This window comes from Pseudonocardia yuanmonensis, from assembly GCF_039542425.1.
Taxonomy (GTDB): domain Bacteria; phylum Actinomycetota; class Actinomycetes; order Mycobacteriales; family Pseudonocardiaceae; genus Pseudonocardia; species Pseudonocardia yuanmonensis.
Window position 1 is genome coordinate 25,989 of record NZ_BAABIC010000004.1, and the last position, 24,917, is coordinate 50,905.

Consider the following 24,917-nt stretch of genomic DNA (forward strand, 5'->3'; position numbering starts at 1 on the left):
TGCCGTTCCTACCCTCGACACGGCAACGCACAAGGTCCGGGTCCGATCCCCCCATCCCACCGGAACCCTCGTTGCCGGGATCGCCGGCCGACTCCGTGCCCCCCGACCGGCCGGCGATCCCGACCCGGGTCCCGCCGCGCGGTGGCGGCGGGAACCGGCAAGGGCTCGCCCCCGTCCGGCGCGTGCCCGCCGCAGAGGGTGCTGCGCCGCGTGTCACGCGGCCCGCGCAGGCGCATCGGTCGCCGATCCGACAGGATTCCCCCGTGGCTGAGTACGCGGTGTGGGCGCCCGAGAAGGACAGGGTGCGGGTCCTGGTGGACGGCGAGACGTACGCGATGCGGCGGGAACCGGACGGCTGGTGGCGGGCCGACGTCGAGGACAACGGCCCGGGGTCCGCGTACGCGTTCCTGCTCGACGACGACTCCACCCCGCTGCCCGATCCCCGCTCGCTCTGGCAGCCCAACGGCGTCCACTCGGCGTCGCGCCGCTACGACCAGAACTCCTTCTGGTGGACCGACCAGCAGTGGACCGGGCGCACCCTGGCCGGCAGCGTGCTCTACGAGTGCCACATCGGCACGTTCACCGACGAGGGCACCTTCGACTCCGCGATCGGGAAGCTCGACCACCTGGTCTCGCTGGGGGTCGACATGGTCGAGGTGCTGCCCGTCAACGCCGTCGACGGGCCTCGGAACTGGGGATACGACGGCGTCGGCTGGTACGCCGTCACGGAGAACTACGGCGGCCCGGACGGCTTCAAGCGGTTCGTCGACGCCGCGCACGCGCGCGGTCTGGGCGTGATCCTCGACGTCGTCTACAACCACCTCGGTCCGTCGGGTGCCTACCTGGACAGGTTCGGGCCGTACTTCGCGGGCAGCAACATCTGGGGCCCGTCGCTGAACCTCGACGGCACGTGGTCGGACGAGGTGCGCCGGTTCGCCATCGACAACGCGCTGATGTGGCTGCGCGACTTCCACATCGACGGGCTGCGGATCGACGCCGTGCACGCGCTGCGGGACACGCGCGCCCAGCACGTCCTCGAGCAGCTGGCCGTGGAGGTCGCTGCCCTCGAGGCGCACGTCGGGCGGCCGCTGTCGCTCATCGCCGAGTCGGACCTCAACGACCCGCGGATGATCACGGCGCGCGAGGGCGGCGGGCTCGGCATGACCGCCCAGTGGACGGACGACATCCACCACAGCCTGCACAGCGTGCTGACCGGCGAGGGCCAGGGCTACTACTCGGACTTCGCCGAGGCCGACCTCGCGGGCCTGGCGCACGTCCTGACCCGCGGGTTCCTGCACGAGGGCACCTGGTCGAGCTTCCGCAAGCGCACGCACGGCGCGCCCGTCGACACCGCGCGGATCCCGGGCCACCGGTTCGTGACCTACCTGCAGAACCACGACCAGATCGGCAACCGGGCCACCGGCGACCGGCTCACCCAGCTGCTCTCCCCCGGCATCCTGGCCTGCGGCGCGGCGATCCTGTTCACCTCGCCGTTCACCCCGATGCTGTTCATGGGCGAGGAGTGGGGCGCCCGCACGCCCTGGCAGTTCTTCTCCTACTTCCCCGACGAGGGGTTGCGCGAGGCCGTCCGCACGGGCCGCACCGCGGAGTTCGCCGAGCACGGCTGGGGGGACGTCGAGGTTCCCGACCCGAACGCCGAGAGCACCTTCCTCGACTCCAAGCTGGACTGGACCGAGCACGAGCAGGAGCCCCACGCGACGCTGCTCGCGATGCACAAGGAGCTCATCGCCATCCGCAAGGCGTGGCCGGAGCTCTCCGACCCGTGGCTCGACGAGGTGGCGGTCGACGTCCACCCCGAGGCCCGCACGCTCGTCATCCACCGCGGCCGGCTGCGGGTGCTGGTGAACCTCGGCACGGAGGAGGTCGCGCTCGACCTCGGCGCCACCATCACCCGGATCCTGCTGGCCAGCGAGCCGACGGCCAGCGAGCAGTCCGACATCACGTTGCCGGGCGAGTCCTTCGCGATCGCCGTCCTCGCCGAGTAGCCTGCCCGGGAGAAGCACGAACGGCACTTCGGCTCACTAGATGTGAGCGAGAGTACCGCTCGCTCACTCCGATCCCTGGATGCACGAACGGCACTTCCGCTCACTAGATGTGAGCGGAAGTGCCGTTCGTTCAGCAGATGAGGCGGTCAGATCAGGCCGGTCAGATCAGGCCGGTCAGATCAGGCCGGTCAGATCAGGCCGGTCAGATCAGGCCGGTCAGATCAGGCCGGTCAGATCAGGCCGGTCAGATCAGGCCGAGGCCCTTGACCGCCTCGCGCTCCTCGACCAGCTCGGCGACCGAGGCGTCGATCTTCTCGCGGGAGAAGTCGTTGATCTCCAGGCCCTGGACGATCTCGTACCTGCCGTTCTTCGTGGTGACCGGGAAGGACGAGATGATGCCCTCGGCCACGCCGTAGGACCCGTCGGACGGGACGGCCATCGAGGTCCAGTCGCCCTCGGCGGTGCCGTGGACCCAGGTGTACACGTGGTCGATCGCCGCCGAGGCCGCCGACGCCGCGGACGACGCGCCGCGGGCCTCGATGATCGCCGCACCGCGCTTGGCGACGGTCGGGATGAACTCGTCCCGCAGCCAGGACTCCTCGACCTGCTCGGCGGCGATCTTGCCGCCGACCTCGGCGTGGTAGAGGTCCGGGTACTGGGTGGCGGAGTGGTTGCCCCAGATCGTCATCTTCTTGATCTCGGAGACCGGCACGCCCAGCTTGCCCGACAGCTGCGCGAGCGCGCGGTTGTGGTCGAGGCGGGTCATCGCGGTGAACCGCTCGGCCGGGACGTCCGGCGCGGCGCTCTGCGCGATGAGGGCGTTGGTGTTCGCCGGGTTGCCGACGACCAGGACCTTGATGTCGTCCGCGGCGCCCGCGTTGATGGCCCTGCCCTGCGGGGCGAAGATCCCGCCGTTGGCCTCGAGCAGGTCGCCGCGCTCCATGCCCTTCGTACGGGGGCGGGCGCCGACGAGCAGGGCGACGTTCGTCCCGTCGAAGGCCTTGGTGGCGTCGTCGTAGATGTCGACGCCGGCCAGCAGCGGGAAGGCGCCGTCGCTCAGCTCCATGGCGGTGCCCTCGGCGGCCTTGACGGCCTGCGGGATCTCCAGCAGGTTCAGCTTCACCGGGGTGTCGGACCCCAGGAGCTGCCCGGAGGCGATCCGGAAGAGCAGCGCGTAACCGATCTGGCCAGCGGCTCCGGTGACAGTGACGGTGACAGGAGTGGACACGCCGTGAGGCTAGCCCTCCGCCCGCGGGTGCGCCGCGACGGGGATCACCCTGGTGGCGGGTGTCTCGCGCACCGTTCGGACGGCCGCACCGGACGGACCGCTGGCCCGGGGACCGGACGGCGCGGGATGATCCGGGCGTGACCGCTCCGCTGCCGCTGTCCGCCCGGGCGGTCGCCCCCGACCTCGCCCGGGGCGCGATGCTGCTGCTGATCGCCCTGGCCAACGTGCACCTGTTCCTGCTGGCCGCCCCCGGGGTGCGTGGCTACCCGGACCGGCCCGGTCCGGCGGGCGGCGTCGTGGCCTTCCTGCAGATGCTGCTGGTCGACGGCCGCGCCTACCCGCTGTTCGCGCTGCTCGTGGGCTACGGCGCGGTGCAGCTCGCCCGCCGGCGCGACGACCCGGACGCCGCGGTCCGCCTGCTCCGGCGACGGGGTGCGTGGATGGTCGCCATCGGGGCGGTGCACGGGATCCTGCTGTTCCCCGGCGACATCCTGGGCGCCTACGGGCTGCTCCTGGTCCTGCTGGCCGGGTTCCTGGTCCGCGGCACCGAGGTCACGCTGCGCACCGTCGCGGCCGTCGGCGTGGCCCTCACCGTCCTGATCGGCACCGGCACCGGGCTGCGGACCGGCGCGCTCGTCCTGCCCTCCGTGGCCGCGCCGGACTTCGGCGCGGCGGTACGGCTGCACGTCGGCGAGTGGCTCGCCGGCACGGTCTCGTCGGCCCTGCTCACGGCCGGGATGCTGGCCGTCGGTGCCCTGGCCGCCCGGCGCCGGCTGCTCGACGAGCCGGAACGGCACCGCCGGCTCCTCGTCCGGGCCGCCGTGGGTGGGCTGGTCGTCGCGGTCCTCGCGGGGCTCCCGCTCGCGATGGCCGCGGCGGGCTGGTGGCGGCCCTCCGTCGCGGTGTCGGCCCTGCTCGGCCTGCTGCACGCGGTGGGCGGGCTCGCCGGCGGCGTCGGCTACGCCGCCCTGTTCGGCCTGCTCGCCACGCGTAGCGCCGGCCCCGTCCCGCGTGCCCTGGTGGCGACGGGGCGCCGGTCCCTGACCTTCTACCTCGCCCAGTCGGTGGTGTTCTGTGCCCTGTTGCCGGCCTGGACGCTCGGCCTGGGCGCACGGATCGGCGTACCCGGCGCGGCGCTGCTCGCGCTCGCGACCTGGCTGGTGTCCGTGCTCGCCGCGGCCGCGCTGGAGCGGACGGGCCGGCGCGGGCCCGCCGAGGTGCTCCTGCGCCGGCTCACCTACGGCGCCCGACCTGCGGATCCCCGCGCTGAACAGGCCGGATAGGGTCCGGACGTGGCGCAGCAGGAGAGCGGCAGGCCCGCACCCGCGACGGACATCCCCTACGTCCGCGCGCTGTTCGGCGCGCTCGGCTGGGGCGTGGTCGCCTTCGCCCTGCAGGTCGTGTTCGGCGGGGGCGGCGGGACCGCGGGCCTGCTGATCCAGACCGGCTGGATCCTCATCGCCGTCGTCCTCGCCGCCTGGCCGACCTGGTACGCCGCCCGCCGGCGCCGCTGGCCCGAGCTGTGGAGACTCTTCCTCCTGGCCGCACCCGCCTTCTGGGTGCTGCGGATCGTCACCCTCATCCTCGACCGGCTGCTGTTCCACTAGCTCCGGCTAGTCCCGGCGCCGCGAGCTGATCACCCCGGTGTCGAAGCCGGCGAGGTGCAGGCCGCCGGCGAACCGGGCGTGCTCGACCTTCAGGCACCGGTCCATCACGACGGTCAGGCCGGCCGTCTCGGCCTTCGCGGCCAGGTCCTCGTCCCACAGGCCGAACTGCAGCCACCAGGTCCGCACGCCGTCGCCGCCGGACCCGAGGGCCAGCACCTCGTCCAGGACCCCCGGCAGGTCCTCGGAGCGGCGGAAGGTGTCGACGAGGTCGGGCACGCCCGGGCAGTCCGCCAGCGACGGGTAGACCGGCCGGCCGAGGATCTCGGTCGCGTTGGGGTTCACGAACCAGACCTCGTAGTCCGTGCTCGAGAGCAGGTAGGTCGCCACGAAGTTCGACGCCCGCGCGGCGTTGGGCGAGGCGCCCACCATCGCGACCGTGCGCGTCTCCCGCAGGATCCGCTGCCGTTCCAGCGCCGACGGGTTCTGCCAGCTCATGTCACTCCTTCGCCGCGGCGGCCAGCGCCTGGTCGAGGTCCCAGAGGATGTCGTCGGTGTCCTCGAGGCCCACGCTGATCCGGATCAGGTCCTCGGGCACCCCGGCCGCCTCGAGCTGCGCGGCGGTGAGCTGCTGGTGCGTGGTGGAGCCCGGGTGCAGGACGAGCGTGCGGGCGTCGCCGACGTTGGCCAGGTGGCTGCACAGCCGCACGGACTCGATGAACCGCGCGCCGGCCGCCCGGCCGCCCTTCACCCCGAAGCTGAACACCGCGCCCGGCCCCTCGGGCAGGTACCGGCGCGCCCGGTCGTGGTGCGGGTGGTCGGGCAGCCCGGCGTACCGCACGTACTGCACGCGCGGGTCCGCGTGCAGCCACTCCGCCACCCGCTGGGCGTTGGCGACGTGCGCCTGCATCCGGAAGGGCAGCGTCTCCACCCCCTGGAGCAGCAGGAACGCCGAGTGCGGGGCCAGCGTGGGGCCGACGTCCCGCAGCTGCTCGGCGCGCAGCTTGGTCAGGAAGCCGAGCTCCTGGAAGTTGCCCCACCAGGTCAGCCCGCCGTAGCTCGGCACGGGCTCGGTCATCGACGGGAACCTGCCGTTGCCCCAGTCGAACCGGCCGGACTCGACGACGACGCCGCCGAGCGTGGTGCCGTGCCCGCCGAGGAACTTGGTCGCGGAGTGGATCACGATGTCCGCGCCGTGCTCGATCGGCCGGCACAGGTACGGCGTGGCGAGGGTGGCGTCGACGATCAGCGGGACGCCGGCCGCGTGCGCGACGTCCGCGAGCCCGGCGAGGTCCGCCACCTCGCCGCCGGGGTTGGAGACGACCTCGGTGAACAGGAACTTCGTCTGCTCCGTGAACGCCGCGGCGTAGTCCGCCGGGTCTCCCCCGGCCACGAAGGTGGTGTCGACGCCGAACCGGCGCAGGGTGACGTCGAGCTGGGTGATCGTGCCGCCGTACAGCCCGGACGCGGCGACGCCGTGGTCCCCCGCCCCGGCTAGGCAGGCGAAGGTGAGGAACTCGGCGGCCTGCCCGCTCGCCGTGGCCACGGCGCCGATGCCGCCGTCGAGGCTGGCGAGCCGCTCCTCCAGCACCGCGACCGTCGGGTTGCCGATCCGGCTGTAGATCAGGCCGTACTTCTGCAGCGCGAACAGGCTGGCCGCGTCCTGGGTGTCCTCGAAGACGAAGCTCGTCGACTGGTAGATCGGGACCGCCCGGGCGCCCACCGCCGCGTCCGGCACCGCGCCCGCGTGCACGGCACGGGTGCGGAAACCCCAGGCGCGGTCCCTGCGCTCCCTGCCCTCGCCGCTGTCCTCGCTCATGGGCCCATCCTGCCTCGCCGGCCCGCGCCGCCGCAGGAGGTGGGACACTGCGCCCGCGGTGACCGCGGCTCCCGCGGAACGCGAGCCTGGTGAGAGGCGCAGTCGCGTCGACCGCGGGCCGGGGGTCACCGGCCCGAGGAGGTGCCCGCGTGGGAGCGATCGGCACGCCCACGGTGCTCGACGCGGTGCTGGCCCTGTTGTTCGCCTTCGCGCTGGTCCGCGGCTGGCGGCGGGGAGCGGTGCTGCAGGTCGCCGCGTTCGCCGGCCTCGTGGTGGGGCTCTTCGCCGGTGTGTGGGCGGCTCCGTGGATCGCCGGGCTGCTCGTCGCGGAGCCGGGACCCGGTGCCGCCCTCCTGACCATCGGGGTGCTGGTGGTCGCGGTGCTGGTCGCAGAGACCCTCGCCGTCGGGCTCGGCCGGCGGGTGCACGGCGCCGTGCACCGCGCCGGTGTGGGCACGGTGGACCGGGCGGCAGGGATCGGCGCCGCCGCGATCGGGTTCCTGCTCGTCGTCTGGCTGCTGGCGAACGTGCTGGCGCAGGGGCCCGTCCCCGCCCTCGCGCAGCAGGTCCGCAGCTCCGTGACCGTCCGGGCGCTGGAGAGCGCTCTGCCGCCTCCTCCCGACGTCGTCGGCCGCATCGCCGGGCTGCTCGACCAGCAGGGTTTCCCGCAGGTGTTCGCGGGACCGGGCCGCGGGATCACCGCGCCGCCGCTGCCCGCGACGGCGGACGAGGCGGTGCGGGCGGCCGCCGTCGCCGGGCAGCCCAGCACGGTGCAGATCCGGGCGTTCGGCTGCGGCGCCACGATCGGCTTCGGGTCGGGGTTCGTCACCCGGCCCGGCTTCGTGGTCACCAACGCCCACGTCGTCGCCGGGTTCGACCAGCTGCGGGTGGGCGACGCCGCGGGCGAGCGCACAGCCGTCGCGATCCACTTCGACCCGGCCCTCGACATCGCCGTCCTCGCCGCCCCCGAGGTGGCGGCCCCGCCGATCGGCTGGACCGGCATCCCGGCCCGACGGGGCACCCAGGGCGCGACCCTGGGATTCCCCGGTGGGCAGTCGGAGATGGTGGTACTGCCCGCGACCGTGCTGGCCCGGCTGGACGCGATCGGCCGCGACATCTACGGGGGGTCCACCAGCCGACGCGAGATCCTCACCGTCGCCGCCGGGGTACAGCGCGGCGACTCGGGCGGACCGTTCGTCACCGCGGAGGGCCTGGTGGCCGGCGTCGTCTTCGCCGGTGACCCCGGCGACCCCGCGACCGGGTACGCGCTCACCGCCGAACACGTCCGCCCCGGCGTCGAGCGCGCCATCACCGCGAACCAGCCGGTCGCCGTGGGCGGCTGCCGCTTCTGATCCGAGCGGCACGGGCGGCGAGCGCATCGGATCGTCGACGGGGGCTGGTCGGGCGTCGGCGCACGCTCGTCCCCCTCGTCGGCGGTCCGCTCCGCCGGGATCCGAACCCGTTCCTCAGCCGCGGCGCGGCAGCCGGACCAGGCCCTCCTGCATGATGCTGGCGACCAGCGTGCCCTCGCGGGTGAAGAACCGGCCCTGGGCCAGCCCGCGCCCGCCCGAGGCCGCGGGGCTCCAGCACTCGTAGAGCAGCCACTCGTCGGCGCGGAAGGCCTGGTGGAACCACATGGCGTGGTCGAGGCTCGCCATCTGCACGGACGTGCTGCTCAGGTCGTGCCGGCCCACCACCGAGCCGAGCAGGGTGAGGTCGGAGATGTAGGTGAGCAGGCAGACGTGCCGCAGCGGGTCGTCCGGCAGCCGTCCGTCGCCCTTGATCCAGGCGCGCAGCGGGTCGTCCGTCGCGACCCGGTCCTCGGTCCACACCGGCTCCTCGACGAACCGGATGTCCAGCGAGCGGGGCACCCGCTCGATCCACGCGGCGCCCGCCCCGGACACCACGCGGTCGCCGATGCTCGGCAGCTCCTCCGGAGGCGGCACCGCCGCGCTCACCGGCACCGAGTGCTCCAGCCCCTCCTGCACGAGCTGGAACGAGGCGGACAGCGCGAAGATCGCCTCGCCGCCCTGGATCGCCAGCACCCGGCGGGTGCTGAACGAGCGGCCGTCCCGGATCCGTTCGGTGCGGAACACGATCGGCCGGCTCGGGTCGCCGGGGCGGATGAAGTAGGCGTGCAACGAGTGCACCTGCCGCTCCGGCTCGACCGTGCGGCCCGCCGCGACCAGCGCCTGCGCCGCCACCTGCCCGCCGAACACCCGCACCGGCGAGGTGGCGGGGCTGACCCCGCGGAACAGGTCCACCTCGAGCCGCTCCAGCTCGAGCAGCCGCATGAGCTCGTCGAGCACGGCCTGGCCGCGCGGCACCCCGTCGACGTCCAGCACGACGCCCGGTTCGGGAGGTTCGGTCACGGACCGATCCTCCCAGGGCCCGTCAGGCGTGGTCCTCCTCGCCCAGGCGGTGCACCCGGATGAGGTTGGTGGAGCCGACGGTCGAGGGCGGCGAGCCCGCGACGATCACCACGAGGTCGCCCGGCTGGAACCGGCCGATCGAGAGCATGGCGTGGTCGACCTGGCGGACCATCGCGTCCGTGGAGTCGACGGCCTCGACGAGGAACGTCTCGACGCCCCACGTCATCGCGAGCTGGCTGCGCACCTCGGGGGCCGGGGTGAAGGCCAGCAGCGGGAGCCGGGTGTGCAGCCGGGCCAGCCGGCGCACGGTGTCGCCGGACTGCGAGAAGGCGACCAGCGCGCGGGCGGAGAGCCGCTCGCCGATGTCCCGCGCGGCGTAGGAGAGCACGCCCCGCTTGGTCCGCGGCACGTGGTTGAGCGGCGGCACGTTGGCCGGGCCCGCCTCGACGGCCTCGATGATCGTGCTCATCGTGCGGACCGTCTTGATCGGGTACCGGCCCACGCCGGTCTCGCCCGAGAGCATCAGCGCGTCGGCGCCGTCGAGCACCGCGTTGGCCACGTCCGAGGCCTCGGCGCGGGTCGGGCGCGAGTTGGTGATCATCGAGTCCAGCATCTGGGTGGCCACGATGACCGGCTTGGCGTTCTCGCGGGCGATCTGGATCGCGCGCTTCTGCACCAGCGGCACGTTCTCCAGCGGCAGCTCCACGCCGAGGTCGCCGCGGGCGACCATCACGCCGTCGAACGCCAGCACGATCGCCTCGAGGTTGTCGACGGCCTCCGGCTTCTCCAGCTTGGCGACGACCGGGAGCTTCACCCCGACCTTCTCCATGACCCGGTGCACGCCGTCGATGTCGGCCGGGCTGCGCACGAAGGACAGCGCCACCACGTCCACCGACAGGCCCAGCGCGAACTCCAGGTCCGCGAGGTCCTTCTCGCTCAGCGCCGGCACCGAGACGTTCATGCCGGGCAGCGAGATGCCCTTGTTGTTGCTGACCGGGCCGCCCTCGGTGACCCGGCAGACCACGTCGTCGCCCTCGACCTCGACCACGCGCAGGCCGACCTTGCCGTCGTCGACCAGCAGGCGGTCCCCCGCGCGCGCGTCCCGCGCGAGGCCCTTGTAGGTGGTCGAGACCCGGTCGTGGCTGCCGGCGCAGTCCTCGACCGTGATCCGGACCTCCTCGCCGGTCCGCCACTCGGTGGGCCCGTCCGCGAACGTGCCGAGCCGGATCTTCGGCCCCTGCAGGTCCGCCAGGATGCCCACGGCACGGCCCTCGGCGTCGGCCGCCTCGCGCACCATCTGGTACACGCGCTTGTGGTCCTCGCGCGTGCCGTGGCTGAAGTTGAGCCGCGCGACGTCCATGCCGGCCGCGACCAGCTCGCGGATACGGTCGGGCGTGGCGGTGGCCGGACCGATGGTGCAGACGATCTTGGTGCGACGGGTCACGGTGTTCAGCCTAGCGCGCTCTCTGTAACGATCAGGTTGGAGGAAGTCGAACAGTGGGACGGCTGAGTTTCGGCCTTGCGGTGCTGGTCAGCCTGGTGGTGCTGTTCCTGCCGGCCTCCGGCGTACCGAGCGCCCCGCCCGGCGTCGACAAACTCGTCCATCTGGGTGTGTTCGCCCTGCTGGGCGCCACCGGTCGGTGGGCGGGCGTCCCGGCGCTCCCACTGGTCCTCGCGCTCGCCGGGTACGCCGGGCTGTCCGAGGTCCTGCAGGGTCTCCTGCCGATCGGGCGCAGCGGGGACGTGCTCGACGCCGTCGTCGACTGCGTGGGCGTGTCGCTGGGCGTCGCCCTGCACGAGGTCCTGCTGCGGCGGGCCCGGCGCTCTTGAGACGCGTGACGCCGTCGAGCGCGTCAGGGAGCGATGGTGCTCAGCGGCGGGATTGTTCGCTGGGGCCCACGTGGTCGGCCAGCCACTCCGCCAGCGGCTTCGCGGCCCGCCAGGTGCGGCGGACGCGGTCCAGGCAGGTCCGCTCGTGCAGTGCGTCGTCCGGTGCCCAGCGGCGCGACACCATGATCCCCTTGTGCCGCAGCAGGTCGAGCCGCGGATGGTCCGGGTCGGTGCCCTTCGGCCGGGTGCGCAGCTGCTCCCCGCCGACCGTCAGCCCGGCCTTCTCCGCCGCCTCGAGGACGCGGCGCAACGCCTCGCCGCGGCGCTCGTCGTCGACCGCGGTGCGGTAGCGCGCGACCTGGTCCGGGGCCATGCCGTAGTACCCGGCCGCGGCGAGCAGGCCGTCGGACCCGACCTGGACGTAGAAGGGCGGGGCGAAGCCGCCGCAGTGCGTCTTGTACGGCGACTTGTCCTTGGCGAACCGCACGTCGCGGTACGGGCGGAAGATCTTCCCCGGCCCGAACTCCTCCTCCAGCTCGGCGAGCAGCGCGGCCATCGGCGCACGGACGTGCGCCTCGTAGACCTCGCGCTGGTCGGTCCAGTACGCCTTGCTGTTGTCCGCCAGCAGGCCGTCGTAGAACTCGACGGCGCCGTCGCCGAAGCCCTCGAAGCGCGTCGTCAGCGTGGTCACGGTGTGCGGTCGCCCGCCTGCCGGGCCCCCTCCCGGACCTCGGGATCGGCGGCGTCGGCAGCACCGCCGGCGTCGGCGTCCGGACCGGCGGCGTCGTCGGCGCGGTCCTCCGCGGGCACGCCGTCCGGGTGCGCCACCTCGGGCGGCAGCACCTCCCGCGGGCCGCGGACCAGCGCGACGTACAGCACCGCCAGCAGGAAGACGAGGGCCGAGACCACGACGTTGATCCGGATGTCGCCGAACACCCGGGTCGCCGGGTCGGTGCGCATGAGCTCGATGAAGAACCGGCCGAGCGTGTACCCGGCCACGTAGAGCGCGAAGACGCGGCCGTGGCCGAGCCGGAAGCGCCGGTCCGCCCACACGATCACGGCGGCGACGGCCAGGTTCCAGACCAGCTCGTAGAGGAACGTGGGCTGCACGATCGCGATCGGGTTCGCGGTGTCGACGGCCACACCGCCCAGCGGGTCCGACGCGCCGGTGACCGGGTCGACCCGCTCGTAGATCTCCAGGCCCCACGGCAGCGTCGTCGGGGCGCCGTAGAGCTCCTGGTTGAAGTAGTTGCCCAGCCGGCCGATCGCCTGCGCGACGACGATGCCGGGCGCCACGGCGTCGGCGAAGAAGGGCAGCGGGATCCCACGCCGACGGCACGCGATCCAGGCCCCCACCGCGCCGAGCGCGATCGCGCCCCAGATCCCGAGACCGCCCTCCCAGATCTTGAGCGCGTCGACCGGGTCGCCGCCCGGGCCGAAGTAGGTCCGCCAGTCGGTCGCGACGTGGTAGAGCCGCCCACCGACCAGGCCGAAGGGCACCGCCCACACGGCGACGTCGACGACCGTGCCGGCCGGGCCGCCGCGGGCCACGAACCGCTTCTCGCCCCACCAGATCGCGACGACGATGCCGGCGATGATGCAGAGCGCGTACGCGCGGATCGGGATCGGCCCGAGATGCCAGACTCCGCGGTCCGGGCTGGGGAGGTAGGCCAGCACGGTGCTGCTCGCGAGGGCGCTCACGCCGCCACCGTAGCGCGGGCGGGCGGAGCACCGGGCCCCCGACTTCCCCGTTCGCACCGTGGCCGCGCGCCGTCCGGCGCCCTGCTACCGGCTCGCGACCGATCCGTGATCACCGGTCGGGACCGTTCACGGCCGCAGGTGGCCGCGCACGGTCCCACTCGGCGATCACGGCGGATGGCTCGGCTCGGGTGGGGGCTCGGGGGCTGGCGGGCGCGCGGACCAGGTTCAGGCCGGCTGGGGCAGGCCCGCCCGCGCGACCCCGGCGGCGAGCTCCCGGGCGAGATCCCGGACCCCGGCCGGGCCGCCCTTCTCGGCGGCGTCGACGAAGGCCGAGCCGACGATGACGCCGTCGGCGAAGCCCGCGATCTCGGCGGCCTGGTCGCCGTTGCGCACCCCGAGCCCGACGCCGATCGGCAGCGAGGTGTGCGGACGGGTCCGCGCCACGATCTCGCCCGCGGCCGAGTTCACCGAGTCCCGCGCGCCCGTCACACCCATGACCGAGGTCGCGTAGACGAAGCCGCTGGACGCGGCGGTGGTCGAGGCGATCCGCTCGTCCGTCGACGACGGCGACACCAGGAAGATCCGCGACAGCCCGTACTTGTCCGAGGCGGCGAACCACTCGTCGGCCTCGTCCGGGATCAGGTCCGGGGTGATCACGCCGAGCCCGCCCGCGGCGGCGAGGTCCGCGGCGAAGCGGTCGACGCCGTAGCGCAGCACCGGGTTGAAGTAGGTCATCACCACGCAGTTGCCGCCGGCGGCGGTGACCCGCTCGACCGTGCTGAACACGTCCCGCAGGCGGAACCCGTTGCGCAGCGCGGTGTCCGCGGCGGCCTGGATGGTGGGCCCGTCCATCACCGGGTCCGAGTACGGCACGCCGACCTCGAGCAGGTCGCAGCCGCCCTCGGTCATGGCGGTGAGCAGCTCGACGGCGCCGGCGACCGTCGGGTAGCCGGCCGGCAGGTAGCCGACCAGGGCGCCGCGGCCCTCGGCGCGGCACCTCGCGAACACGTCGGCGACAGATCGTCCGCTCACGCCTGGATCCCCTCGGTCTCGCTGCCGGCGTCCGCGAAGGAGCCGGTCGGCTGCTCGGTGCGGCCCTCGGCGATGGCCGTGCCGTCCGCGGCCTCCGCGGACTCGTCCTGCCCGATCATCCCGAACCACTTCGCGGCGGTGTCGACGTCCTTGTCGCCGCGGCCGGACAGGTTGACCAGGATGACCGCGTCCGGCCCGAGCTCCTTGCCCAGCCGCAGCGCACCGGCGACGGCGTGTGCGGACTCGATGGCCGGGATGATGCCCTCGGTGCGGCAGAGCAGCGCGAACGCCTCCATCGCCTCCGCGTCCGTGACCGGCTGGTACTCGGCGCGGCCGAGGTCCTTGAGCAGCGCGTGCTCCGGCCCGACGCCCGGGTAGTCCAGGCCCGCGGAGATCGAGTACGACTCCGCGGTCTGCCCGTCCTCGTCCTGCAGCAGGTAGGAGAAGGCGCCGTGGAGCGCGCCCGGCGAGCCCTCGGACAGGGTGGCGCCGTGCCGGCCGGTCTCGACGCCGTCCCCGCCGGGCTCAAAGCCGACGAGCCGGACGCCCGGGTCGTCGATGAAGGCGTGGAAGATGCCGATCGCGTTCGACCCGCCGCCCACGCACGCGGCGACGGCGGTGGGCAGCCGGCCGGTGCGCTCGCGCACCTGCTCGCGCGCCTCGAGCCCGATGACCCGGTGGAAGTCCCGCACCATCTGGGGGAACGGGTGCGGGCCGGCGACCGTGCCGAGCAGGTAGTGCGTGCTGTCGACGTTCGTGACCCAGTCCCGCAGCGCCTCGTTGATCGCGTCCTTGAGGGTGCGCGAACCGGTCTTCACCGGGATCACGGTGGCGCCGAGCAGCCGCATCCGCGCGACGTTGAGCGCCTGCCGGCGGGTGTCGACCTCGCCCATGTAGACCACGCACTCGAGGTCCAGCAGCGCGCACGCGGTGGCCGTGGCGACGCCGTGCTGGCCCGCCCCGGTCTCGGCGATCACCCGCGACTTGCCCATCCGCTTGGTGAGCAGCGCCTGGCCCAGCACGTTGTTGATCTTGTGGGACCCGGTGTGGTTCAGGTCCTCGCGCTTGAGCAGGATCCGCGCGCCACCCGCGTGCTGCGACAGCTTCGGCACGTCCGTGAGCGGGGACGGCCGCCCGGTGTAGTCACGGTGCAGCCGGTCCAGCTCGCCGAGGAACTCCGGGTCGTGCCGCGCCTTCTCGTAGGCCGTCTCCAGCTCGTCGAGCGCCGCGACCAGCGCCTCCGGCACCCACCGGCCGCCGTAGCGGCCGAAGTGGCCGCGCTCGTCGGGCTCGTGGCCCGACGGCGTCTCGATGCCCTGACTGGCCGTGACCTGGCTGCTCGCCCGGACGCTGGTGGAGGAACTCACCGCACCATTCTGCTGCACGACGGGTGGAAGCCCGCAGCCACCAGGGCCCGCACCGCCGCGCCCGGATCCCCGCTGGTCACCAGGCCCTCGCCGACGAGCACCGCGTCGGCGCCCCAGCCCGCGTAGGTGAGCAGGTCGCCCGGCCCGCGTACGCCGGACTCGGCCACCCGCAGCACGTCGTTGGGCAGGCCGGGAGCCAGCCGCCCGAACACGCCGAGATCGACCTCGAGGGTCTTGAGGTCCCGCGCGTTGACGCCGATGACCTTCGCCCCGGCCTCGAGGGCGCGGTCCGCCTCCTCCTCGGTGTGCACCTCGACCAGCGCGGTCATCCCGAGGGACTCCACCCGGTCCAGCAGCGACTCCAGGACCGGCTGCTCCAGCGCCGCGACGATCAGCAGCACCAGGTCGGCACCGTAGGCCCGCGCCTCGTGCACCTGGTAGGGCGTGACGACGAAGTCCTTGCGCAGCACGCAGACGTCCACCGCGGCGCGCACAGCGGCCAGGTCGTCCAGGCTGCCGCCGAAGCGGCGCTGCTCGGTGAGCACGCTGATCACCCGTGCGCCGTTCTCGGCGTAGGACTTCGCCAGGACCGCCGGGTCCGGGATCGTGGCCAGCGCGCCCTTGGACGGGCTGCGGCGCTTGACCTCCGCGATGACCCCGACGCCGGGCTCGTTCAACGCGGCCATGACATCCCTCGGCGGCGCCGCCGCCGCGGCCCGCCGTTTGATCTCCGCGAAGTCCACCGCGGCCTCCCGGGCCGCGAGGTCCTCCCGGACACCCTCCACGATGGAGTCCAGGACGCTGGGCCGGACTCGCGCACTCACGTCACCGTGCTCGCCCACGGGGCGCACTCCCCTTCCGGGTTCGGGCCTACCAGGCGTCATCTGCATGCTATTCCGTGCCGTCCGGGCGGCCGGGCCGGGGGCCGCCGTCCGGCCCAGGCTCCCGCGCGAACGCACCCTCCGTGGTCGGGTCGACACCGGAGTCGAGCTCGTCCCACGCCGCCCGTTCGGGGTCCGCCGGCCGGCGCGGGGCGCCGGGGGCGTCGTACCGCGCGCCCATGCGGGGCAGCCGCCGGTCGCCGACCAGCAGCACCACACCCCCGGCGACCACGAGCAGCCCGCCGAGGACGCCGAGCAGCGGGGCGGCCGTGGTGGCCACCGTGGCACCGGGCGCCGTGGTGGCCCCGGCCGCGGCGCTGCCCACCAACGAGGGCAGCTCCGTGGCGGTCGGCGGGCGCAACCACCCCGCGAGCGCCGCGTAGGCGCCGTACGCCCCGGCCAGCGCCACGATCACGCCCAGGATCCGCCGGACGACGCCCGACACGGCGATCGCCGCGGCCACGGCCGCGACCGCCAGCGCCGCCAGCCCGATCAGCGCGGGGGCGATCTGCGCGCCGGTCGCCGCGATCGGCACCGCCCCGGTCTCGCCGTGCCCGGCCACCTCGACCTGGGTGGACGCCCAGTCGAGCCGGGTCGTCCCCCACAGGCCGAGCGCACCGAGCAGCAGCAGCACGGCCGTCAGGAGGAACAGCCGGCCGCTCCGCGCCCCGCGGGCGGGTGCGGCGGTGTCAGGCATGCCCGCCGAAGCGGCCCAGGGTGGCCGCGGTCGCGACCGCGGACAGCACCGCCCGGGCCTTGTTCAGGCACTCGGTGTCCTCGGCCTGCGGGTCGGAGTCGGCGACGATCCCGCCGCCGGCCTGCACGTACGCCCGCCCGTCCCGGATCAGCGCGGTCCGGATGGCGATCGCGGTGTCCGCGTTGCCGGCGAAGTCGAGGTAGCCGACGATCCCGCCGTAGAGGCCGCGGCGGGTGGGCTCCAGCTCGTCGATCACCTGCATGGCCCGGACCTTCGGCGCGCCGGACAGGGTGCCGGCCGGGAAGCAGGACAGCACGGCGTCGACCGCGTTCCGGTCCCCGCGCAGGGTGCCGGTGACCGTCGAGACCAGGTGCATGACGTGGCTGTAGCGCTCGACGGAGAAGAAGTTGCGCACCTTCACCGTGCCCGGTTCGCAGACCCGGCCCAGGTCGTTGCGCCCCAGGTCGACGAGCATGACGTGCTCGGAGCGCTCCTTCTCGTCGTGCCGGAGGTCCTTCTCCAGCAGCTCGTCCTCCTCGTCCGTGGCGCCGCGCCAGCGGGTCCCGGCGATCGGGTGCGTGGTGGCCTGCCCGTCCGCCACCGTGACCAGCGCCTCCGGGCTGGACCCGACGATCGTGAACGGGCTGCCGCCGGACACGTCCTCGAGGTTGAGCAGGTACATGTACGGGCTGGGGTTGGTGGTGCGCAGCACCCGGTAGACGTCCAGCGGGTCGGCCGCGCAGTCCATCTCGAACCGCTGCGAGACCACGATCTGGAAGCACTCCCCCGCCCGGATCTGCTCCTTCGCGACCTCGACGGCGGCGAAGTGCTCGGCCTGGGTGCGCCTGCGCTCGAACTCCGGCGTCGTGGGAGCGAACACCGCCACGGTCGACGGCGCGGGCGCGGCGAGCTCGGCGGTCATCCGGTCGAGCCGGGCCACCGCGTCGTCGTAGGCCTCGTCGACCCGCTCGTCCGAGTCGTCCCAGTTAATCGCGTTGGCGATCAGCGTGATCGTGCCCTCGTGGTGGTCGACGGCGGCGATGTCGGTGGCCAGGAGCAGGACCAGCTCGGGCAGCCGCAGGTCGTCGACCGGGGGGTTCTCCTCGCTGCCGATCCGCTCGATGCGGCGCACGATGTCGTACCCCATGTACCCGACGAGCCCGCCGGTCAACGGGGGCATGCCGGGCAGCGGCTCGCTGTGCAGCTCCTCGACCACGCCGCGGACCGCCTCCAGCACGTCACCGTCCGTCGGCAGGTGCTCGGGGACCTCGCCGGTCCAGCGGATCCGGCCGTCGACGGTGGTCAGCGAGGCCGCGGAGCGCGCGCCGACGAAGGACCAGCGGGACCAGGACCGCCCGTTCTCCGCGGACTCGAACAGGAAGGTGCCGGGGCGGGTCCGGCCGTCCGGGGCGGCGAGCTTGCGGTACACCCCGACCGGCGTCTCGTCGTCCGCCAGCAGCCGGCGGGTCACGGGGATCACCCGGTGGTTCTCGGCCAGCGCGCGGAACTCCTCGCGCGTCGGGCTGACCGCTCCCAGCGCGGCGGGAGGTGCGGTGGGAGTCGTGGTGGCTGCCGTCACGGGGCTCATTCTCCCGTGCGGCCGGAAGCGGGTGAAGATGGGCCCGTGACCACCCGTGAACCGCGCCGTCGCGGCCGCCGCACCTCGGGCGAGGACACCCGCGCCGCCCTGCTCACGGCCGCGCGGGTGGAGTTCGCGGAGCGCGGCTACGACGGCGCGACCGTCCGGCGGATCGCCGAGCGGGCCGGTGTCGACGCGGCGATGGTGAACCACTGGTTCGGGGGCAAGGCGCAGCTGTTCACGGCCTCGCTCGACGTGCCGGTCGACCCGGCCGTGCTCGTCGAGACGGTGGTGCCCGGGGACCCCGGACGGGTCGGCGAACGGATCGTCGGGACGTTCCTGCAGGTGTGGGACACGGCGGCGGGCGGCACGCTGGTGACGCTGGTCCGCAGCGTCGCCGGGCACCCGGCGGCGGCGCGGATGATGCGCGAGTTCATCGTGCGGGTCGTCATCGGCCCGGTCGTCGGGCGGGTGGCGCCGGACCGGGTCGAGGAGCGGGCGGCGCTGGTCGCCTCGCAGGTCATCGGGCTGGGCATGATCCGTTACGTCGTGCAGCTCGAGCCGCTGGCCTCGGCCGACCACGCCGCGGTCGTCGCGACGATCGGACCGACGGTGCAGCGCTACCTCACCGGGCCGCTGCCGTCCGTCGGTCAGCCGGGCCGGGACGGGTCCACGAAGCCCGACTCGTAGGCCGCCACCACCGCCTGGGTGCGGTCGCGCGTGCCGGTCTTGGCGAGCACGCTGCGCACGTGGGTCTTCACCGTCTCGACCCCGAGGACGAGCTCGGCGGCGATCTCGGTGTTGGACAGCCCGCGGGCCATCAGCCGCAGCACCTCGCCCTCGCGCTCGGTGAGCCCGGCCGACCGCAGCCCGTCGCCCCGCTCCCCGACGGTCGCGACGAGCTCCCGCACCGCCGCCGGGAACAGCAGCGACTCACCTTCGGCGACCGTCCGCACCGCCTGCACGATCTCGGCCGGGCGGGCGCGTTTGAGCACGAAGCCGGTGGCCCCGGCGCGCAGGGCGTCGTAGACGTACCCGTCGTTGCCGAAGGTGGTCAGGACCAGCACGCGGGGCGGATCGGGTCGGCGCAGCAACGCGCGCGCGGCGGTGATCCCGTCCACGGCGGGCATCCGGACGTCCATCAGCACGACGTCCGGCCGATGCCGCGCGACCAGGCGCGGCACGTCGGCCCCGTCCCCGGCCTCGGCGAGGACGGTGATGTCCGGCTGCGCGTCGAGGACCGCCCGCAGGCCGGTGCGGACCAGCTCCTCGTCGTCGACGAGCAGGACGCCGATCACGTCGTCCCCGCGTACGCCGTGCCGGCCCGCAGCGGAGCGACGAGCAGCCGGGACACGGTCACGCCCCGATCGTCGCAGAGCGGCGCCGCGCAGGGCCTCCCCGACGCGAGGGAGCCGGCGCGGCCGGGGCGTCGCGCTGGTCCGCGGCGGGGCCTGCCCGCCCGGGTTCGTCCTGGCCGCCGGCGTGATGGTCGCGGTGGCGGTGCGTGACGCAGGTCGTGACAGGGGGCGGCGGAGATCGGGTGGCAGGAATCGGGCGGCGGAGATCGGGTGGCCGGCTCCGCGGCGGGGCCGCATCATGGATCTCGTGGTGGATCTGCAGGTTCCGGGGCTGAGGGACGTGTCCGGCGCCCTCGCGGAGCGGGTCGCGGGCCTGCGGGCGCGGCTCGGCGCGGACGTCTTCCAGAAGGTCGCGGGCGACGAGGGACCGGACCGGCGCGAGCGCATCCACGCCACCCCCGGCCCCCGCTGGTTCGCCGAGGACCGCCCGATCCGCCGTGTGCACGGCGACGCGTCGATGTTCGTCGGCGGCCTGCGCGCCCTGCTGCTGCAGTCGTTGCACCCCTTGGCGATGGCCGGCGTCGCGGGGCACTCGGGCTACCGCGGCGACCCGTGGGGGCGCCTGGCCCGGACCAGCTACTTCCTCGCGGCGACGACCTTCGGTCCGGACGCCGAGGCCCGCGCCACGATCGAGCGGATCAAGGCCGTGCACTCCCGGGTGCGCGGGGTGGCCCCGGACGGCCGGCCCTACTCCGCCCGCGACCCGCACCTGCTGGAGTGGGTGCACATCGCCGAGATCGACAGCTTCCTGCGCGCGCACCAGCGGTACGGGTCGCAGCCGCTGGACCAGGAGGGCCGGGACGGCTACGTCGCCGACACCGCCCGGGTGGCGCGCGAGCTCGGCGTCGTCGACCCGCCGGAGACCGAGGCGGAGCTGGCCGCGCGGATCCGGGCCTTCCGCCCCGAGTTGCGCGGCACCCCGGAGGCCCGGTCGACGGCGCGGTTCCTGCTGCTCAGCCCGCCGCTCGCGCTGCCTGCCCGGGCGCCGTACGCGCTGCTGGCGGCCGCGGCCATCGGGCTGCTGCCCCGCTGGGCGCGCGGTCCGCTGCGCCTGCCCTACCTGCCCGTCGCGGAGGCCACCGTGGTCCGGCTCGCCGGGGAGGGCGTCACCCGGGGCATCCGCTGGGTGATGTCCGGCTGACGGCACGAACGGCACTGTCGCTCACACCTAGTGAACGAGAGCGCCGTTCGCTCATCTCGCGCTCCGGGTGCACGAGCAGCACTCGCGCCCCGGGTGCACGAGTGGCACTCCCGCCCGGCGGTGTGAGCGAGAGCGCCGTTCGTTCAGTGGGTGTGAGCGAGAGCGCCGTTCGCTCAGTAGGAGTGAGCGAGAGCGCCGTTCGCTCAGTAGGTGTGAGCGAGAGTGCCGTTGCTCGTGCGGCAGGTGTCAGAGCAGGCGGTCGGAGTCGAAGCAGGTGTGGTCGCCGGTGTGGCAGGCCGCGCCCTCCTGGTCGACGACGACGAGCAGGGTGTCGCCGTCGCAGTCCAGCCGGACCTCGTGCACGTGCTGGACGTGCCCGGATGTCTCGCCCTTCACCCAGTAGTCCTGGCGCGAGCGCGACCAGTACGTGCCCCGACGGGTGGTGAGGGTGCGGTGCAGCGCCTCGTCGTCCATCCACGCGACCATGAGCACCTCGTGGGTGCCCCGCTGCTGCACGACCGCGCACACCAGCCCGTCGGCGTCGCGCTTGAGCCGCTTCGCGATCGCCGGGTCGAGCCCCGACTCGAGGACCCGGGTCCCCGCGGACGGCCCGCTCACCGGATCTCCACGTGCTCGGCGCGCAGCACGTCCTTGACCTCGCCGATCCGCAGCTGCCCGAAGTGGAAGACGCTGGCGGCGAGCACCGCGTCGGCGCCCGCGCGGATCGCCGGCGGGAAGTGCTCCAGCGCGCCCGCGCCGCCCGAGGCGATCACCGGCACGTCGACCACGCGGCGCACCTTCTCGATCAGCTCGAGGTCGAAGCCCGCGCGCGTGCCGTCGGCGTCCATCGAGTTGAGCAGGATCTCCCCGACGCCGAGCTCCTGGCCGCGGGCGGCCCACTCGACGGCGTCGATCCCGGTGCCCGTGCGGCCGCCGTGCGTGGTGACCTCGAAGGTCGACGGCGTGGGCGGGCCGTCGACGACCCGGCGCGCGTCGACGGACAGCACGATGCACTGCGAGCCGAAGCGCCGCGCCATCTCGCCCAGCAGCTCGGGCCGCGCGATCGCCGCGGTGTTGACGCTCACCTTGTCCGCGCCCGCCCGCAGCATGCGGTCGACGTCGTCCGGGGTGCGGATGCCGCCGCCGACGGTCAGCGGGATGAAGACCTGCTCGGCGGTGCGGCGGACGACGTCGACCATCGTCGCGCGCTCCGCCGACGACGCCGTGACGTCCAGGAAGGTGAGCTCGTCCGCGCCCTCGGCGTCGTAGACCGCGGCCATCTCGACCGGGTCGCCGGCGTCCCGCAGCTCCTTGAAGTTGACGCCCTTGACCACCCGCCCGGCGTCGACGTCCAGGCAGGGGATGACGCGGACCGCGACGCCCACTAGCGGACCGCCGCGAGCGCCTCGGGCAGCGTGAACCGCCCGGCGTACAGGGCCTTGCCGACGATCGAGCCCTCGATCACACCGGTCTCCGCCAGCGCCACCAGGTCCTTGATCTCGGAGATGCCGCCGGAGGCGATCACCGGCGCCGGGGTCTTCGCGGCGACCTGCTTGAGCAGCTCGACGTTCGGCCCCTGCAGCGTCCCGTCCTTCGAGACGTCCGTGACGATGTACCGCGACACCCCGTCGCGGTCCATGCGCGCCAGGGTCTCCCACAGGTCGCCGCCGTCCTGGGTCCAGCCGCGGGCGGCGAGCCGGTGCTGCCCGTCCTTGATCTTCACGTCCAGCCCGACGGCGATCTTCTCGCCGTGCTCGGCACAGACCTTGGCGCACCACTCGGGGTTCTCCAGCGCGGCGGTGCCCAGATTGACCCGGGCGCAGCCGGTGGACAGGGCGCGGGCCAGCGACTCGTCGTCCCGGATCCCGCCGGACAGCTCCACCTTGACGTCCAGCTCCCCGACGACGGCGGCGAGCAGCTCGGCGTTGGAGCCCTTGCCGAACGCGGCGTCGAGGTCGACGAGATGGATCCACTCGGCGCCGTCCTCCTGCCACTTCAGCGCGGCCTCGCGCGGGGCGCCGTAGGAGGTCTCGGTGCCGGCCTCGCCCTGGACCAGGCGCACGGCCTGCCCGTCGGCGACGTCCACAGCGGGAAGAAGGGTGAAACGCACCCGTCGAGCCTACCTACCGAGCTCCGCGCACCCGGCGCCGCGCCGTGCACCGCCCATGATCGCCGATCGGGGACGCCGGGAGTCGAAGGACGACCTTCCCGGTCCAGGCCCGGTGATCATGCGGGGTCGGCGCCGTCCGGGGTGTCCGGCTGCGGGTCGGCGGCCGGCTCGGAGGCGAGGGACCGGCGGCCGCGGACGGCGGCGTACCCCAGCCCCACCACCAGCCCGACGCCGACGAGCAGCACCCAGCCCCACCAGGGCAGCCCGCCGAGCGCGGTGGCGATCACGCCGGCCAGCGCCGCGCCGGCGACCGTGCCCAGCGAGCTCGCGGTCGAGGTGCGGCGCCGGGTGGTCCGGCGGGTCGTGCGGCGGGTCGTCGTGCGGCGGGTCGTGCTCCGACCGGTCGTGGTGCGGCGGGTGCGCGCGGCGGGCGGGCTCGTGCGGCCCGCCGTCCGCCGGCGCGGGGTGGCCGTGCTCAGCCGACCACGTCGCGCAGCCAGTTCGCGAGCACCTGGGCGCCGGCGTCGCCGGACTTCTCCGGGTGGAACTGGGTGGCGGCCAGCGGCCCGTTCTCGACGGCGGCGACGAAGTCCTCGCCGTGGTGCGCCCAGGTCACCAGCGGCGGCCGGATCGCGTGCGACTCCTCCAGCTCCCAGCGGCGGGCGGCGAAGGAGTGCACGAAGTAGAAGCGGGTGTCCGCGTCGAGGCCGTTGAACAGCGTCGACCCGGCGGGCGCGCGCACGGTGTTCCAGCCCATGTGCGGCAGGACGTCCGCCTTGAGCCGCTCGACCGTGCCCGGCCACTGCCCGCAGCCGTCCGCCTCCACGCCGAACTCCACGCCGCGGTCGAACATCACCTGCATGCCCACGCAGATGCCGAGCACCGGGCGCCCGCCGGCCAGCCGGCGGCCGATGATCTGCGGGCCCCGCACCGCGTGGAGCCCCTCCATGCAGTGCGCGAAGGCACCGACGCCGGGGACGACCAGCCCGTCGGCCTCGCAGGCCGCGTCGAAGTCGGAGGTGACGGTGACGTCCGCCCCCACCCGCCGCAGCGCGCGCTCGGCCGACCGCAGGTTCCCCGATCCGTAGTCCAGCACGACGATCCGCGACACGCCGTCCAGTGTACGGACCGCCGCCCCGGACCCCGGCCGGGTCAGCAGGCCGGTCAGCAGGCCGGTCAGCAGGCCGGTCAGCAGGCGGTTCGGGCAGGCGGGTTCGGGCGGGCGGTTCGGGCGGGCGGTTCGGGCAGGGGGCTGAGCAGGCGGCTCAGCAGGCGTCGACGGGGGCGACCCGGCGCGTCCCCAGGGTCGCCTGGTCGAGGAACGCGCGGGCGGCCGCGGTGACGGCGCCGGTGCGGCTGACGTAGGCGATGTCCAGGTGCGCGGGCGGTTCCAGCTCGACGACGCGGGCGCCGGCCCGCTCGGCCAGCTCCCGCCACGAGTCGGGCAGCACCGCCAGCCCGACCCCGCCCAGTACCAGCGGCAGGATCGCCTCCCGGTGCTCGCACTCGGCCGCGACCGCGGCGCCCTCGCGCGCGAGGCCGTCGACGACCGTCCGCATCGCGGTGCCGGGCGGTCCGGCGATCAGCCGGTGCCCCGCGAGCTGCGCGGCCCGCACCGGCCCCTCGAGCGTGGACTCCGGGGGCGTCAGGAGCACGAGCCGCTGCCGTGCGACGGGGTGCAGGTCGAGCCCGGTGGCGTGGACCGGGCGTGCACTGGCCAGCAGACCGAGCTCGGTGGCGCCGGAGCACACGGCCGCGACGACCTCGTCCGCGGTGAACGCCGCCCGCACCACCACCCGCACCTCCGGATGCGCGGCGCAGAACCGGGCGATCGTGCCCGCCAGCGGCGACACCGCCTGCGACGGCGTCGCGACGATCTCGACCCGACCGGCCCGCAACCCCTCGACGGCCTCGACCGACGCCCGGCACAGCTCCAGCCCGTGCCCGACCTCGCGAGCGGGTCCGACGAGCGCGCGGCCGGCCTCGGTGAGCACGACGTCCGCCCCGACGTGGTGGAACAGCGTGGTGTGCAGCTCCCGCTCGAGCGCCGCGACGGCCTGGGTCAGCGTGGGCTGCCCCACCGAGAGGGCCTCGGCCGCCCGGTGGAACCCACCGTGGTCGACCACGGCCAGGAAGTAGCGGAGGTGTCGGGCGTCCATTTCCCCCATCCTGGCCGTTCCGGCCGCAGGTTC

Annotated in this window: 26 protein-coding genes; 7 read left to right on the plus strand and 19 right to left on the minus strand. The window is 74.3% G+C overall.

From position 1 onward, the window contains the following. Window positions 1–263: 263 nt before the first annotated feature. Window positions 264–2,006 carry a malto-oligosyltrehalose trehalohydrolase gene (treZ, locus tag ABD990_RS06725; RefSeq protein ID WP_345379102.1) on the plus strand — a complete coding sequence of 581 codons (1,743 nt, stop codon included), beginning with the start codon at window positions 264–266 and terminating at the stop codon, window positions 2,004–2,006. Window positions 2,007–2,250: 244 nt separating this feature from the next. Here treZ and ABD990_RS06730 read toward each other — a convergent pair whose 3' ends face one another. Then, window positions 2,251–3,234 carry a malate dehydrogenase gene (locus tag ABD990_RS06730; RefSeq protein ID WP_345379104.1) on the minus strand — a complete coding sequence of 328 codons (984 nt, stop codon included), beginning with the start codon at window positions 3,232–3,234 and terminating at the stop codon, window positions 2,251–2,253. A 137-nt stretch (window positions 3,235–3,371) separates the two neighbouring features. Between ABD990_RS06730 and ABD990_RS06735 the strand changes: the two genes are divergently transcribed. Together ABD990_RS06735 and ABD990_RS06740 are read left to right on the plus strand one after the other, a co-directional pair. Then, complete coding sequence (locus ABD990_RS06735) at window positions 3,372–4,517, plus strand: DUF418 domain-containing protein (protein ID WP_345379105.1); 1,146 nt, start codon at window positions 3,372–3,374, stop codon at window positions 4,515–4,517. A gap of 9 nt (window positions 4,518–4,526) precedes the next feature. Continuing rightward, on the plus strand, window positions 4,527–4,841 hold the full coding sequence (locus ABD990_RS06740; RefSeq protein ID WP_345379107.1) for a hypothetical protein: 315 nt from the start codon (window positions 4,527–4,529) through the stop codon (window positions 4,839–4,841). A 6-nt stretch (window positions 4,842–4,847) separates the two neighbouring features. Here the strand turns inward: ABD990_RS06740 and ABD990_RS06745 are convergent, their stop codons facing one another. Both ABD990_RS06745 and ABD990_RS06750 read right to left on the minus strand, forming a co-directional pair. Continuing rightward, window positions 4,848–5,336 carry a CoA-binding protein gene (locus tag ABD990_RS06745; protein ID WP_345379108.1) on the minus strand — a complete coding sequence of 163 codons (489 nt, stop codon included), beginning with the start codon at window positions 5,334–5,336 and terminating at the stop codon, window positions 4,848–4,850. 1 nt (window position 5,337) lies between these two features. Then, window positions 5,338–6,657, minus strand: coding sequence for an O-acetylhomoserine aminocarboxypropyltransferase/cysteine synthase family protein (locus ABD990_RS06750; protein ID WP_345379109.1), 1,320 nt, complete (start codon window positions 6,655–6,657; stop codon window positions 5,338–5,340). Between the two features lie 149 nt (window positions 6,658–6,806). Between ABD990_RS06750 and ABD990_RS06755 the strand changes: the two genes are divergently transcribed. Next, window positions 6,807–8,009: a MarP family serine protease gene (locus tag ABD990_RS06755; protein ID WP_345379111.1), complete on the plus strand. Its 1,203-nt coding sequence runs from the start codon at window positions 6,807–6,809 to the stop codon at window positions 8,007–8,009. 114 nt (window positions 8,010–8,123) lie between these two features. Here the strand turns inward: ABD990_RS06755 and ABD990_RS06760 are convergent, their stop codons facing one another. Together ABD990_RS06760 and pyk are read right to left on the minus strand one after the other, a co-directional pair. Continuing rightward, entirely contained in the window at window positions 8,124–9,029 is a 906-nt protein-coding gene (locus ABD990_RS06760; protein WP_345379112.1) for an acyl-CoA thioesterase, read from the minus strand. 22 nt (window positions 9,030–9,051) lie between these two features. Further along, window positions 9,052–10,473 carry a pyruvate kinase gene (pyk, locus tag ABD990_RS06765; protein WP_345379114.1) on the minus strand — a complete coding sequence of 474 codons (1,422 nt, stop codon included), beginning with the start codon at window positions 10,471–10,473 and terminating at the stop codon, window positions 9,052–9,054. A 53-nt stretch (window positions 10,474–10,526) separates the two neighbouring features. Between pyk and ABD990_RS06770 the strand changes: the two genes are divergently transcribed. Continuing rightward, complete coding sequence (locus tag ABD990_RS06770; protein WP_345379115.1) at window positions 10,527–10,859, plus strand: VanZ family protein; 333 nt, start codon at window positions 10,527–10,529, stop codon at window positions 10,857–10,859. 40 nt (window positions 10,860–10,899) lie between these two features. On the opposite strand, the gene ABD990_RS06775 is transcribed toward ABD990_RS06770, so the two are convergent. From ABD990_RS06775 to ABD990_RS06805, 7 genes are all read right to left on the minus strand, one after another. Beyond that, the gene (locus ABD990_RS06775; protein ID WP_345379116.1) at window positions 10,900–11,550 is read right to left on the minus strand and encodes a DUF2461 domain-containing protein; all 651 of its coding nucleotides are present in this window, start codon (window positions 11,548–11,550) and stop codon (window positions 10,900–10,902) included. After that, window positions 11,547–12,560 carry a prolipoprotein diacylglyceryl transferase gene (gene lgt, locus ABD990_RS06780; protein ID WP_345379117.1) on the minus strand — a complete coding sequence of 338 codons (1,014 nt, stop codon included), beginning with the start codon at window positions 12,558–12,560 and terminating at the stop codon, window positions 11,547–11,549. The genes ABD990_RS06775 and lgt overlap by 4 nt, the downstream gene beginning before the upstream one ends. A 225-nt stretch (window positions 12,561–12,785) precedes the next feature. Next, the gene (trpA, locus tag ABD990_RS06785; protein ID WP_345379119.1) at window positions 12,786–13,592 is read right to left on the minus strand and encodes a tryptophan synthase subunit alpha; all 807 of its coding nucleotides are present in this window, start codon (window positions 13,590–13,592) and stop codon (window positions 12,786–12,788) included. Continuing rightward, window positions 13,589–14,905 (minus strand): tryptophan synthase subunit beta, encoded by a 1,317-nt coding sequence (gene trpB / locus ABD990_RS06790; protein WP_345379534.1) that lies wholly within the window; start codon window positions 14,903–14,905, stop codon window positions 13,589–13,591. The genes trpA and trpB overlap by 4 nt, the downstream gene beginning before the upstream one ends. Window positions 14,906–14,955: 50 nt before the next feature. Next, window positions 14,956–15,783 carry an indole-3-glycerol phosphate synthase TrpC gene (trpC, locus tag ABD990_RS06795; protein WP_345379120.1) on the minus strand — a complete coding sequence of 276 codons (828 nt, stop codon included), beginning with the start codon at window positions 15,781–15,783 and terminating at the stop codon, window positions 14,956–14,958. Between the two features lie 67 nt (window positions 15,784–15,850). Next, window positions 15,851–16,537: a Trp biosynthesis-associated membrane protein gene (locus ABD990_RS06800; RefSeq protein ID WP_345379121.1), complete on the minus strand. Its 687-nt coding sequence runs from the start codon at window positions 16,535–16,537 to the stop codon at window positions 15,851–15,853. Continuing rightward, window positions 16,530–18,116: an anthranilate synthase component I gene (locus tag ABD990_RS06805; protein ID WP_345379122.1), complete on the minus strand. Its 1,587-nt coding sequence runs from the start codon at window positions 18,114–18,116 to the stop codon at window positions 16,530–16,532. Before ABD990_RS06805 ends, ABD990_RS06800 begins: the two co-directional genes overlap by 8 nt. 45 nt (window positions 18,117–18,161) lie before the next feature. Here ABD990_RS06805 and ABD990_RS06810 point away from each other — a divergent pair, with 45 nt between their 5' ends. Then, window positions 18,162–18,806: a TetR/AcrR family transcriptional regulator gene (locus ABD990_RS06810; RefSeq protein ID WP_345379123.1), complete on the plus strand. Its 645-nt coding sequence runs from the start codon at window positions 18,162–18,164 to the stop codon at window positions 18,804–18,806. Here ABD990_RS06810 and ABD990_RS06815 read toward each other — a convergent pair. Beyond that, window positions 18,767–19,414: a response regulator transcription factor gene (locus ABD990_RS06815; protein WP_345379124.1), complete on the minus strand. Its 648-nt coding sequence runs from the start codon at window positions 19,412–19,414 to the stop codon at window positions 18,767–18,769. The two genes, ABD990_RS06810 and ABD990_RS06815, sit on opposite strands and share 40 nt — an antisense overlap. A 307-nt stretch (window positions 19,415–19,721) precedes the next feature. Here ABD990_RS06815 and ABD990_RS06820 point away from each other — a divergent pair, with 307 nt between their 5' ends. Continuing rightward, on the plus strand, window positions 19,722–20,615 hold the full coding sequence (locus ABD990_RS06820) for an oxygenase MpaB family protein (RefSeq protein WP_345379125.1): 894 nt from the start codon (window positions 19,722–19,724) through the stop codon (window positions 20,613–20,615). A 246-nt stretch (window positions 20,616–20,861) separates the two neighbouring features. Here the strand turns inward: ABD990_RS06820 and hisI are convergent, their stop codons facing one another. The 6 genes from hisI to ABD990_RS06850 all read right to left on the minus strand — a co-directional run bounded on the left by hisI (window position 20,862) and on the right by ABD990_RS06850 (window position 24,884). After that, window positions 20,862–21,233 carry a phosphoribosyl-AMP cyclohydrolase gene (gene hisI / locus ABD990_RS06825; protein ID WP_345379127.1) on the minus strand — a complete coding sequence of 124 codons (372 nt, stop codon included), beginning with the start codon at window positions 21,231–21,233 and terminating at the stop codon, window positions 20,862–20,864. Then, window positions 21,230–22,000, minus strand: coding sequence for an imidazole glycerol phosphate synthase subunit HisF (gene hisF, locus ABD990_RS06830; protein ID WP_345379129.1), 771 nt, complete (start codon window positions 21,998–22,000; stop codon window positions 21,230–21,232). Before hisF ends, hisI begins: the two co-directional genes overlap by 4 nt. Further along, window positions 22,000–22,725: a bifunctional 1-(5-phosphoribosyl)-5-((5-phosphoribosylamino)methylideneamino)imidazole-4-carboxamide isomerase/phosphoribosylanthranilate isomerase PriA gene (priA, locus tag ABD990_RS06835; RefSeq protein WP_345379131.1), complete on the minus strand. Its 726-nt coding sequence runs from the start codon at window positions 22,723–22,725 to the stop codon at window positions 22,000–22,002. The genes hisF and priA overlap by 1 nt, the downstream gene beginning before the upstream one ends. 116 nt (window positions 22,726–22,841) lie before the next feature. Continuing rightward, window positions 22,842–23,012, minus strand: coding sequence for a hypothetical protein (locus tag ABD990_RS06840; protein ID WP_345379132.1), 171 nt, complete (start codon window positions 23,010–23,012; stop codon window positions 22,842–22,844). A 188-nt stretch (window positions 23,013–23,200) separates the two neighbouring features. Next, window positions 23,201–23,836: an imidazole glycerol phosphate synthase subunit HisH gene (hisH, locus tag ABD990_RS06845; protein WP_345379134.1), complete on the minus strand. Its 636-nt coding sequence runs from the start codon at window positions 23,834–23,836 to the stop codon at window positions 23,201–23,203. Window positions 23,837–23,990: 154 nt separating this feature from the next. After that, a complete protein-coding gene (locus ABD990_RS06850; protein WP_345379136.1) occupies window positions 23,991–24,884 on the minus strand; it encodes a LysR family transcriptional regulator in 894 nt (297 codons plus the stop codon). Between the last annotated feature and the right edge of the window lie 33 nt (window positions 24,885–24,917).